The 11,995-nt window shown below is 47.2% G+C and carries 12 protein-coding genes; 10 read left to right on the top strand and 2 right to left on the bottom strand.

The features are described from left to right. The first annotated feature begins 4 nt into the window (after window positions 1-4). The 6 genes from GO755_RS30370 (at window position 5) to GO755_RS30345 (ending at window position 7,851) form a co-directional block, all read left to right on the top strand. A complete protein-coding gene (locus GO755_RS30370) occupies window positions 5-301 on the top strand; it encodes a hypothetical protein (RefSeq protein WP_157589196.1) in 297 nt (98 codons plus the stop codon). Window positions 302-306: 5 nt separating this feature from the next. Continuing rightward, the gene (locus GO755_RS30365; protein WP_157589195.1) at window positions 307-4,257 is read left to right on the top strand and encodes a hypothetical protein; all 3,951 of its coding nucleotides are present in this window, start codon (window positions 307-309) and stop codon (window positions 4,255-4,257) included. Between the two features lie 8 nt (window positions 4,258-4,265). Beyond that, the gene (locus tag GO755_RS30360; protein WP_157589194.1) at window positions 4,266-4,904 is read left to right on the top strand and encodes a hypothetical protein; all 639 of its coding nucleotides are present in this window, start codon (window positions 4,266-4,268) and stop codon (window positions 4,902-4,904) included. Window positions 4,905-4,954: 50 nt separating this feature from the next. Next, a complete protein-coding gene (locus GO755_RS30355) occupies window positions 4,955-5,407 on the top strand; it encodes a hypothetical protein (protein ID WP_157589193.1) in 453 nt (150 codons plus the stop codon). Between the two features lie 9 nt (window positions 5,408-5,416). Next, complete coding sequence (locus tag GO755_RS30350; protein WP_157589192.1) at window positions 5,417-7,465, top strand: hypothetical protein; 2,049 nt, start codon at window positions 5,417-5,419, stop codon at window positions 7,463-7,465. A 134-nt stretch (window positions 7,466-7,599) separates the two neighbouring features. Further along, window positions 7,600-7,851: a hypothetical protein gene (locus GO755_RS30345; RefSeq protein ID WP_157589191.1), complete on the top strand. Its 252-nt coding sequence runs from the start codon at window positions 7,600-7,602 to the stop codon at window positions 7,849-7,851. A 116-nt stretch (window positions 7,852-7,967) separates the two neighbouring features. On the opposite strand, the gene GO755_RS30340 is transcribed toward GO755_RS30345, so the two are convergent. After that, complete coding sequence (locus GO755_RS30340; RefSeq protein WP_157589190.1) at window positions 7,968-9,095, bottom strand: acyltransferase family protein; 1,128 nt, start codon at window positions 9,093-9,095, stop codon at window positions 7,968-7,970. Window positions 9,096-9,406: 311 nt separating this feature from the next. On the opposite strand from GO755_RS30340, the gene GO755_RS30335 reads away from it, so the two are divergent. From GO755_RS30335 to GO755_RS30320, 4 genes are read left to right on the top strand one after another with little or no spacing between them, the layout of a single operon-like run. After that, window positions 9,407-9,772 carry a hypothetical protein gene (locus GO755_RS30335; RefSeq protein WP_157589189.1) on the top strand — a complete coding sequence of 122 codons (366 nt, stop codon included), beginning with the start codon at window positions 9,407-9,409 and terminating at the stop codon, window positions 9,770-9,772. A 5-nt stretch (window positions 9,773-9,777) separates the two neighbouring features. Next, window positions 9,778-10,245 (top strand): hypothetical protein, encoded by a 468-nt coding sequence (locus tag GO755_RS30330; protein WP_157589188.1) that lies wholly within the window; start codon window positions 9,778-9,780, stop codon window positions 10,243-10,245. Continuing rightward, window positions 10,235-10,675: a hypothetical protein gene (locus tag GO755_RS30325; RefSeq protein ID WP_157589187.1), complete on the top strand. Its 441-nt coding sequence runs from the start codon at window positions 10,235-10,237 to the stop codon at window positions 10,673-10,675. The genes GO755_RS30330 and GO755_RS30325 overlap by 11 nt, the downstream gene beginning before the upstream one ends. Next, entirely contained in the window at window positions 10,675-11,127 is a 453-nt protein-coding gene (locus tag GO755_RS30320; protein ID WP_157589186.1) for a lysozyme, read from the top strand. Before GO755_RS30325 ends, GO755_RS30320 begins: the two co-directional genes overlap by 1 nt. 61 nt (window positions 11,128-11,188) lie before the next feature. On the opposite strand, the gene GO755_RS30315 is transcribed toward GO755_RS30320, so the two are convergent. Further along, window positions 11,189-11,842: a hypothetical protein gene (locus tag GO755_RS30315; RefSeq protein WP_157589185.1), complete on the bottom strand. Its 654-nt coding sequence runs from the start codon at window positions 11,840-11,842 to the stop codon at window positions 11,189-11,191. Between the last annotated feature and the right edge of the window lie 153 nt (window positions 11,843-11,995).

Here is an 11,995-nt window from a genome sequence, read left to right as displayed (position 1 = left end):
GACCATGGACGCCTATAAAAAATTCCCTCAACCTGATGGCACCTTTCGCTACTGGAAATACGATGGATCGGCTCTCAATTGTGACGAATCCCTGGATGTGTTCAATGCGCTGGATTATGATCAAAAGGTAGCTCAGACTACATCCACTGAACCGGCTTTAGCGGATGGATTTGATCATTATCAACTGCGCGACTGCTCGGGTACGGGCACCACGCTCGGCAATTTCTCGCTTGATCCAACGGATGGTGTAATCGAAGGCGGTGACCCAGAACCTGGCCAGACCAATGATTCCTTGAACTAACAACCATGAAAAAGCTACTTCTTCTTTGGCTTACTTTAATTAGCGCAACCAATCTACTTCCTGCGCAAAATTTAGTCTATCAACCCGTCAACACGACAGTTAACGGGGCCATTATCAAAAAAACGGTTCTTCGGGATAAACGAATTTACCCCCTGAATCAAACCGGGGACATAGCCTTTTTGACGGCGGTTAATACGGGCACCTTGCCCATAACTCCCTACCCAAGTTTGGGGGCGATTGTCGGAAAATACACCTACAGTTTTTCCGATAGCCGAACCGACTTTCAAAACCATCCGGTCATCTCCGCGCCTGCGCCGGTCCTCACGGACAGCGTTCGAAATGTCCCTCGTTTGCTCGGCAACTATTACGCCCTGGCCCCGCAAACGGCATTAGGCACGGCGCTGTACAAGCGATTCCCGCCGATTGCTCCCCATACTTCCAAGATTATTATCTATCCGGGAACGCTGTTTTCGGACATGAATGATAATGGCCTGCTCAGCAGGGGATGGACGCGAACATCAGAATCAGCCCACTGGAATGATGGCGATACCTATCCGACACAGTTCAAACGGGCGCTGGAAATGGCAAACTATCAGGCAGCTTACAATGCTGCGCAGAGTTTGCCCAATTCGGACCCCCGTAAGCAAAAACTCCTGGATTGGGCAGGCAATCCGGGCAGTGGGTTTGAAGGGCAACACCTCTTTATTGATGATGAAGAAACCTGTAAACTCTACGCCCAGTTCTGGTATGCCACGTTTCAGCAGCCCGATTGGAAGGGCGGAGGGGTGGATTATTTCAGTGTCAATCATGAAGTTTATACCCCCCGAAATAACGGGATTTCCTATTACCAGCAATGGTATAATCAGGTTGGGTGGATAACCAAGGAGCTGATTCGACTTGACCCTAACATGAAGTCGGGTATGTCCGACTTTGGGAATTTAACCCATTTGGCGCCGTATTTCTTCGATGATTTGGATACGACGGGCTACCCAAAATACATGTCCTATTGGACTATCCATGAGCCGTACCGGGGTAGTTCCCAAAGTACCCCCATGGGTGCACCTTCGGACTTGGGACAGCTTGTTAAAGACGGCAAAGCGTTTGTTGGCGTCGGCTCCTATGTGCAGCATACCTGGGATGAGGAGAGTTTATTTGAGAAGAATTCAAACGGTACCTATAAAAAGAATGGTTCGGGCGGCCTGATCTGGCGAACCGATGTTCGAACCACTACCATCACAGGCCAATCCACCGTCCTCTACAATGAGGATGCGTATAAATCGCAGTTAAAGTTCTATGGAATCTTCGCCCGCTACTGTACCAATCAATACTTCCGGGCAGGTGGGGTACATTTGCCCCGCTCCGATGTACGTCAGGCAGGGTTTGGCGCCGTCAGGTTCCTGCGTCAATTCCGACTCGATACCGAAACCGAATCAGGTCTAACCCCCGCTGGAACAGGCACCACAGAAGCTCAGTTTTCTACGCTCAATTCCCGTCCATTGAATCCCGACTGGACTGAAGCGGATGCGATTGGGATGTATTTGTTTAACGATTATTTGCGGGGCTGGAGTGAAACGCGGCCAAAGGCAGCACTCGGCGCTAACAACGGGGGCAAATCGCTGGCCAGCGTGGAGATGTACACGAAGGGTTTCCACCGGGCTAGTCTTTTGAACTGGATTTTTGACACGCCCTGGACGCTGGTACAACCCAAACTCTGGATCAAACAACAGGGCATCGTTTCGGCTACAAACCCCGATGAGCAGTTTTATCGAAAACCCATTATTGTTGGAGGAATTGCGACTAAGGACGGGCATCCTGCACTATGGCTGTATTGGTGGTGGCCCTGTCAGGATGTGGATCGGTATACCGATGTGACGTTTTGGGTCAATAAAGGGGCAGGGCCAGTTACACCCGGTTATGAATTTAGAATCAAAGGCCGAAAAGCGGGACTGGAGTGGTTTCGGCTTACGGATGCCGCTGCGGGTCTTGCGCCCAATGATCTTTATTTTCAATTCAAGTCGTTACTGGCGGAAACCATCACCTGGCGGGGCGATTACCGGGAGGCCAAAATTACGTCGCCACCAACACCACCCACAGTCGTCAAATCCGAACTGTCGATGGTGGCCAGTACGTCGACCATCTCCTGTAATTATACCCTGGCCGCAACGAGTCTAAGCGTTACCTGTGGTAGTTCGTTTACCCTAGCCTCCACTGTGTCCGGCACAGCCGCCACGGGCCTTGGCTTTAGTTGGGCACGGTCAGGCTTTTCCGCCCTGGGGCAGACTGTAGCCACTGTGGCACCAACTACCAACGGACCCTACGCGTACACGGTCACCGCTACCAAAACGGGCTGTTCCCCCAAAACAGCCATTGCAACTATAACTGTTTCCGGTTGTACAGGGAGCACAACGGCCATTATTGGCAACTCCATTGCGGAAAACCTGGCAGGTGATTTTTCCTATGAACCCATTGCGGCCAGTACCATTCCGGGGAGCTATACCGTGGCTCAGGAGTCGGACACGGTTAAGTTGATTCTGAATCTAAAAGTCGGTAGTTACGGCAACAACGGCCTCGCAGGTGGGATTCAGGGTATTTGGGATAAAACGATTAATCGCAATCAGATTGCCAATCCGCGCTATGCTGATGGGCGCAAATCGGATGAGGGTAGAGAAGAGGGAACCTTAGATTTGGGGTCAGGATTTCAAATCGCACCCTACCGAAATCCAGCACCGTGGGTATACAATGGGTTTGAAATGACCATTGGTGATCAGCCCTTAGAAATTGGCGATATCAACGCCCAATCATCGAACCTATTAACCTACGGCCGGGGTACTGTGAATGGCAAAACCATCGACTATACCAAAGTCGATATGGCTCAGTGGAATGGTCCCAACACCCACGAAACCGATGGACAAAGCCTCAAACTTGGCGATATATTAGAAAAGTGGGTGAATCAAACCGGCAACTGGACCAGGGCTTGGTACCGCATAAAATTGGATCGGAATTCCTCGAATGGCGGCGATAACTTTCAACAATACCCTAGGTATCATGAATTCCCCGCTGGTCATGCCAATGGCAGTTTAGGCACCTGGCATTGGTACGATGGGGACTTTCCGTACACAGGAGCTGCATCGCGATCGGTTGTCTTACCGGAAAATTCGGGCCAAACGCAGGGATCGCACTACATCACTGAAAACTGGGTTGCCTGCATTGGCTCGGATGGGCGTGGCATCGGAATTATCATGCCAACACCCAGTATAAAAATTGGCCAGTATGATGGCCTCTACAACCTGCCCAATGGCGAGGGATTTGGCCGCTCGTACCTGTCATGGCAGCCGCAATTGATCATTGACAAAAACATTGACCTGAAATTTTCCCTAGTCTATGTGACGGGCACCCTCGCTGAAATCCGAAAAGCGGCCTATGACTTAACGAAAAGCCGTCGATCCTTAACGCCTGAATATCGATTCAACCAAGCAGGTAGGCAGCTCTGGAGCTTAAAAAACGCAACTGATGGCGGCTATCAATCAGCGCGTAGTAACTGGGATATTACCTGGCAAAATGGAGGCCAACTCTATTCGCCAGCGGGGGCATGGGATGCGGTTAGTCATAAAAAAGTCTACATGCGTTACCGGTACGTGACCTATTCCCGTAGCAATCCGGGCATGACGTTAAAATGGCGTCGGGCCCGACAAGCGGATTTTTCACAGGACCCACCCAGTACGATCTATTCCTGGATTTATCCAGATGGCCACAACGTATCCTACGATTATTATTATACGATTGCGCTGCAAGCCGATGGGGATTGGCACACTGCCGAATGGGATTTGACCAGCAAAGCCGAGTGGAAAGGCATTATTAACGAGCTCCAGTTTATTACGGATGGCACAGGGGCCATTGGGGAGCGGATTCAAATCGAGTGGATTTCGGGTAGTTCGTCGGGACCAGTTCAAAACTAAATAGCATTATGTCAAACATCGCACCGCAAACCGTTCGCATCAAGAGCCATATTACGGGTAATCTGCTTTATCTCTGTAAAACCAGTCGGGATATTGACGAATACCCCCGAACCCTTGAGGGGCGAACGGCCCTAGCCAATGCCATAAAAAACGGCACCTACCCACATCAACTAACAGTGGACAATGGGGCTATAATTGATACCAATACTGTACCCCCGTTGGTAAAACCCGATGCACCAGCGACTACTTATCCAGCCTTCTCCGTCCACCTTCAGGCAGAGGGGGCCACGGGCGCGGGTACCTGGTCGGGTTCACCGGGTGATGGCGTTACGCGTGGAGCCATTTCGGATACGTCGGGCAATCTCACCTACACCGTGAATAATACGCTGGGTGCTAATCTGTCGGGCTTCAAGCTAACCCACCGCTATCAGACCAATTTGGAAGTAACTGGCGTAGGTGCCTACCGGATAAATGGAGGAGATTGGGTCAATTTTAATATGACAGGTAACACGGGTACCCAAAAGACTCAGATACTGGCCACCAACATCGCATTGATTTCGGGCAATAATACGATTGATTTTAAATGGGTTAGTGGAACGGTCTGGTTTCAGGACTGGATCGAAGTGGTACGGGATGCCACTTCCTGATGACCTTCAAGACTTCTAGTAATACCCTCCTACCGTAACAAAATAATATCATGAGAAAGCTGCTCTTATTTCTGTTAATTCTGCCCGCCCTTAGTCTGGCTCAAGGCGTTTCGGGCCTACCCGACTGGCAAATCTACAAGGGCAATCCGTACGTGTCTCCCAAACTCGTCATTTCACCATTGGACACAGCCACCTATACGGCTGTAGCTTATAAGGATACTCGGAGTAAGCCCCTGGCCGATTCGCTCCAACCGCAGATAATTCGAGGCCTGGGATCAGTACAGGTAAAATGGAACAAAACGTCTGATTTGCCAGAAACGGCTTATGTGGAGATAAATCGGGATGGCATAACGGGCTATAGTGCGAATTTGTATACCGTAAAACGGGCCACTTTCACCACCTCCCCAACGGCTTTAACGGTAGTTTCTACGGCTCCCTATAGCTATCCACCCATTACCATACTGAGTGTTTGGCAAGACTTAATGACTTTACTTTTTAATTAATCCATCGCAATGAAAAAGCTACTCTCTCTTTTTTTAAGTCTGGTAACGCTTTCCAGCTTCGCGCAAACGATAAACGATCCAGCTGCGCAAATCAATTACAAATTAAAGTACCTCAACAGCCAGTATAGTCTTTACCCACGCGCTGATTCACTGAAAGTAGCCTCCGTGAATTCCACGACGACCAACTTACAAAGTCAGCTCAATACGCTCTATACGACTAAATTCAATACTCAGGATCAGATTACGTATGCGGCTGGTGTTGGAGCAATACTGAACACGCACGCCACGAGTATTTCAGCTAACACAACAAAACTGGCCGGAATTGCCGATGGCGCGACCGCTAACAGTCCTGATGCGACGTTGCTAAACAGAAATAACCATCTTGGCACACAACCATTCAACACCATTTCTGGCACTGCTACCCCTGCGCAACTGGCCACAGGTACACCGTTAGCCGGCAAGTATCCTGATGGCACAGGAGCGTGGTTGCCCCTTCCGTCTGGCGCATTAGACACTAAGCGAAATCTGGCAGTTGGTCGAAATGCGAACAATCCACCGATCGAGGATTTCGACCGGGCGGACGGGACAGCAGTAAACAATCTCGTTAGCATTTCAGGGCATACCATCTCGGCTCCGCTTGGTGGGGCAATCGTCACAGGGGGCAAAATGGTTACGTCCAGCAACGTATACGTAGGTATGTCGTGGACGGAAGCGACCGCTCCGATTTTGCGCGTAGCCGGGGTATGCTCATTCGATGGAACCAACACTGGGAGTAATCCCAGACCTGTAATTATGTTCAATGGTGGGCCAAATAATACCTCGTTATTAAAACTTGTTCACTGTGAAGTGAACAATGGCTCCATCACGCTCAAGGTGACTAACAACGGCGTTGCGGGAACGGACTTGACAGCCTATTCAGGTAGTGTTACTGAGCGCTCAGGCCAGTCGACAACGCAGAAGTTCCTGCGGAGTTTCGCAACCAACGAGCGTATTCCGATCAGTCTGGAGTACAAAAAGGGAGTGTCTGTCGATGGAGCTGACGATATAATATCAGTCTTCATGCCGGATGGACGAATCCTGGACTTTACCGGTGATATTCGGGTACGAGATGTGATGAATAGCTGTACACATGGCACCTGGCAGCTTACTGCCAGCGGTTGCGCATGGCATGTGATTCAGTTAGGCGAGACCAGGGCGACAACACTACGTGCTCTGGGAAATGCCGCAAGCTTTCGCCAAACGGCCACACTCAATGGGGAAACCAACTTTTTGTCACCCCCTCAGTATAAATATTTTATGCCCACTGGTACAGGCTATTATACAGTTGTACAGGCATCAAGTAGCTACCAACCCAGTACCAGTACATCTACGCTAATTGGCAACCTGACCATTGTAGCCACGGACAATTTAGGCCGGGTCTTACGATCTGAATTTTTTGTCAACTCTCAATACAATGATCGACCTGTCATTCAAAACTTGACGACCGGAGGAGGCTCCTTCTCTGGCTTGCAGATAAGCAAGGTTATGTTGGTCAAGGACAACTCGGCAACCGGCACCAAACAGCTTGAAGTATACGTCAATACGTATAATAGTACGACTGACAGGATTCTAATTATCTGGCGTGGAAGTGGAGTAGTCGTGCAAAATCCCGTCACGGGCGGAGATGCCACGGCTAACCCTTTGGGGGATTTCAGAGACCGGGTCATAGCAGGTACGACAGCGGGCACCTGGCGTGAACAGAATGTGATTGACCCTAAGTTTAGCGTTACGACCTATTCAGGCGCTACAGCAACCAGCTTTGAATTAGGCACAACAGGCAGAACACTAATCCTGGCGGGCGTTCATGCAGGTAGTGCGACGCTGACCTATACCCTGAATGATGCACGGGCTAACCTTCAGGACGAGATTACCATACTACGCCCAACGGGATCAACGGGGAGTGCTTCGATTGCCAATGCGTCCGATAGCGTCGTACTCACCACTCTCTCGGCGGGTACATCGGGTACTTTTAGGTATTCGGGCGGGAAGTTGATTCTCGTCAGTAAAAATACGCTGTAACCCTTGCAAATGTCACACGAAACGAGTCCTGATTGCCTGGGTATGATAGCCATACTTTGACTAATCCAATAGCAGTCAAAGTATGGCTATACAGGACATATACTAACCGTAACTCAACATCTAAGAGCGTATCAATGGATTACTTACTTGACTTATTCGGACGCGATGCGCTCCTGGTATTTGTCGTTTTTGTTGGCTCTGTTATCCGGGCTGGCAAAGGCGAACGAGTACCAGCCATTCAGGGACTTCTATCGGCCTTTGCTCCCTTCTTTGTGGTCATGTGCCTGCTGTATCTACTGGAATGGGGCGTGAGTTTACTGGGGCTGGAACTACCTGCCAAACCCATGATTGCCTTTGGTGGTCTGTTTGGTTGGATACCTGAGTAACAGCAGGCTATCTACAAGGCTGGTTGGAACGCTAAAAATCCCCAGCCGTGGCCACGGCTGGGGATTTTTAGACTTGTCAAAAAACTATAAAACCGAATCTGGTAGAGTCCTTCGTGTTAAGAGCTTACTTTTTCCAGTTTTAAGGTGCGTTCATTTAGGTAGGTAATGTATTTGCGACCCCATTTGATGGCGTTTTGTTCAATTAATTTATAGCTCAGATAGGCCAGGGGAATAGTAAAGGCAAAACCTAACAAGGTAAGTACAATGAATAACTTAAGGTGATTGGCCGCAAGGCTCGGGAAATGAGCTGATATGAAAATAAAGCACTGGTTAATAACCAGGAAGTGAATCAGATAACTTGAATAGCTGATCTGACCTAGAAAAACAGTTGCCCGGTTCACAAAGATTTTCCAAGGGATAGCTGAGAGTAGCAGGGCTAACACCATAAACAAAAAGCTATAAGCAAGATGCTTTTGAATCACAATCGGTTTGATAACAACCAAGCCCCCCATCGCTATAAGCGTAATGGCTATCCCGGCAACGTTAGTAACTCTGTTTGAAAGAAAGGATAGCGAATGAGTCTTGATGATTCGGAACAGGAGCATGCCAAATGAGAAGGCACCTAACTGGTTGGGTAACCAACGATACCAAAATTGCTGTTGTGTTTTTGGGTCAACATTGGCAAACAGAACAGGATTTAAAATATGACTTAGCACACTGTTCGCAACAGGAAGCAGAAAGACAGTGATGACTACAAATATGGCAAGTCGGATATTGGTGTTGATGTAGTAGTACAATAAAGGGACACAGAGGTAAAATAGAATTTCACAACTAATTGACCATCCTCCCGGCACAACTGAACTAGAAGTTAAGGGATGAAGAACATTAACTAGAAAGATATGAAACGGATAGTGCCACAGTTCTGGTCCTTCACGCCACCCCCTGGACCCCATTCCATAAACCAATGTATAGATGATAATTCCAAACCAATAAACAGGTATGATGCGAAAGAAACGACGAATGAAAAAGTCACGTATTTGATTTTCACGCCCTTCACTTCGGGATAAGGTGTAAAAAATAGTAAAGGCGCTAATAACGAAGAATAATTGTACCCCCAGACCAAAGACATCTGTAACTCTTCGTAAAAGCCCTGAAATTCCTACAATACTAGCTGCGTGTGTAATGATAACACCCGCAATTGCAAAACCTCGTAGGGAGTCGATATACGTAAAGCGTTCCTTCATTTTTTTAGAATTAAAAAAGAGCCTCTAAAATAAGTTCTAAAAATACAAAAAGCTAAATCGACAAAAGAGGCCAAATTTCTATTGATGAGGTCAAAGTTGCCTTCAGAATCATAACTGAAGTGGGTTTCTAGTAGAATAAGCCTTTGAAAAGGTAATCAGCCTGGATGATAATGACTCCAAATGACACATAAGCTGACAAAGAAGCTAACAAAATGAATTTATTAACCGGAGATACAAGTACCCTAAAAATCCCCGCCAGCAGTCGTAAACCGGGACAAAGTATCTTTTAAAACCACTCAACCGTAACTAGAATGAAAGAAGCTTATCGTTTATACCAGTCTGTTCCGGCAGACGTACTAATTGCCATGTGCCTATTTTTAGGTGCTATGGCCCGGTTGGCGCGAAACGAGTCTATTAGTGCATGGGCTGCCGGTCGGGAGTTCTATTACTCATTGATTGTTGGAGCAAGTCTAACCGGCTTCGTTATTTGGCTGGCCGAATGGGATTTAAAGTCAGGCTGGTGGATTGCTCTGGCCGCACCAATGGCCTGCTCAGTTGTGGTGGAAATTTTCCATAAGAAAGCCGAACAGATCCGAGATATGGATCTGAAAGAAACCGTCATTTTCATTTTTGATGAAATCAAAAAACGTCTTACCAAAACAAGTCCAACTCCGTAACTTTTATGAAATTCCTTGTTGATCTCATCTTGCTGGTCACTGCCCTGGGCTCCGTGTTTTACGTGGCAGGACTGGCCGAAGTACCCAAGCGGGTACGCTTCTCTGTGCTGGCCATTGGGCCTTCGTTTATGCTCACGTTTCTACTTCATTTAAGTTGGGAGCGTCATTTGGACTATGGCCTATCCGCTATTGGTTTGTCTATTATTGCCTCAACTGTATTTGGCTTTCACTTTACCAACACAGCCCCACTGACTAAGGAAGTTCGAACCCAGCTTATTAAACGGTTCGCGGTCATTTTTGCCCTTTCGGCCATCTCAGTCGCCATTGTCACTGCCTTGATTGTTCGACTCGATCGACAACCTGCTGAGCCAGCCAAGCAGACCACAAGTACAATCTCGTCCACTGTAACGATTGCTGATTCAACCCAGCAGGCTATTTCTGAATTTAACCGACTCGGCAAACATGAAAAATGAACGGATTGGGTTGCTACTCGTCAACCTGCTGTTAGCACTGGCTAGTGTGTTTTTTTTCTCGCCTGCACCAGCTCAACAACTGCCTACTTTTTTCAATCCAGATCCGGCTTATTGGTATGGGCAATACCTGGTAGAGCAGGCCCGCGCCGATGGACTGGAGCGGTCGGGCAAAACGGCCATTACTGGCCTTCAGGCATCGCTTAAACTGGCCAATCAGCGACTCGCCAAACAGGATACAACGATTGCGATTCTGACTACCGATCGCAACACGGAAACTGAGCGGGCGAACCAGGCCGAAAAACAACTGGCCATTTGTGAAGCCGACAAACCCAAAACGTGGGCGGGTAAACAACTAGCTCACCTCGGTACTGGCCTAAAGTGGGTTGGCGGAGCAACGCTAGTCTATCTGGGACTTAAAACGGCGCTTTAATGAACGATTATAAAATTTCATCGGTCGGTATCGCCTTCATCAAAAACGAAGAGGGTTGCCGGTTGAAATCCTATCAGGATAGTGTAGGTGTGTGGACGATTGGGTATGGCCACACCGGATCTGATGTCAAGCCAAATCAGTTTATCACGGCGGCCAAGGCAGAAGAATTACTGAGAGATGATCTGGTAAAGTGTGAATCATCCATTCAGAACAGAGTCAAAGCGCATCTAACGTCAAATCAGGTTGATGCGCTCTGTAGCTTCATTTTCAATGTTGGCGTAGGTGGATTTGAATCGTCTACGCTGCTTCGGATCATAAACAAAGATCCAAACAACGAGGCTATCACCGGCCAATTTGCCAGATGGAACAAAGGGACTGCCAATAAAAAGAAGGTAGTCTTATCTGTCTTAACGGCCAGACGTAAACGAGAGTCTGAACTGTATTTTAAATAAACGATTAGGTTGGAAGCGTTAAACGCCCGGTCAGTGATGAACCGGGCGTTTTTATTTTTAATCATAGCCTTTCACAGAATTTGACAGCTTCTTTACATTCTAGGTCTATATGCTCATGTGGACCAAAGTCCTCACCGATATGCCATACAAATCTATATTCACTTTGGTATTCATAAGATGAAGGCTTTAAAAAAAATAGAATATCGTTTGCTGTAGCCATATGTAAAGCCAATTTTGGTGATGGTGGCCAAGAGATTCCTTCATTAAGAAGTTCTTCTACTAATCCAGAATTATTGTATTCATACGATTTAGTAGCATCATAAACGCAAGGACCTTGTAACGAGGCTATAAAACCCTGTAGACTGTTTGCTATTTCAATGGCAAAACTAAAAGGATCTTTTATTCTAAATCGCGAATCGGTACCAAACTCCTTTCCAATAGAATCGCTATTTTTTGTACTAGTACTTAATATATAAGCAGAGTCGGGTACCGTAGTTAATAATGAAAAATAATTATTTTGTTCAATTCCTACCAAAGCACCGCTTCCCTCTGAAATATCCCCCCTAACTTCATCAGGATAATCTCTAAATTTTTTAAAAGAACCTAGTCTTAAATATCCATCTTCGAAAAATTTATCAATATATTTTTTATCCATATACCTATACAGATAGGGTGTATAAGCACGGAAATTTTCAGCATAATCAATATTAAACATGAAGCTTTTAATTAGGGGATTATTAAAAGTTGCCGATTAAATAGTGGATAAGCAGACAATCGCTGTATTTACTGGTTTTCAAGTAAACTGCGTCAATGTTATGTCTAATTATAATGCAGGATCAAGTGCATTCTAAATTGAGGGCCAGTTAGG

Origin of the sequence: Spirosoma arboris (assembly GCF_009754945.1) — a bacterium.
Lineage (GTDB): Bacteria > Bacteroidota > Bacteroidia > Cytophagales > Spirosomataceae > Spirosoma > Spirosoma arboris.
This window is presented reverse-complemented; position numbering and strand designations above follow the sequence as displayed.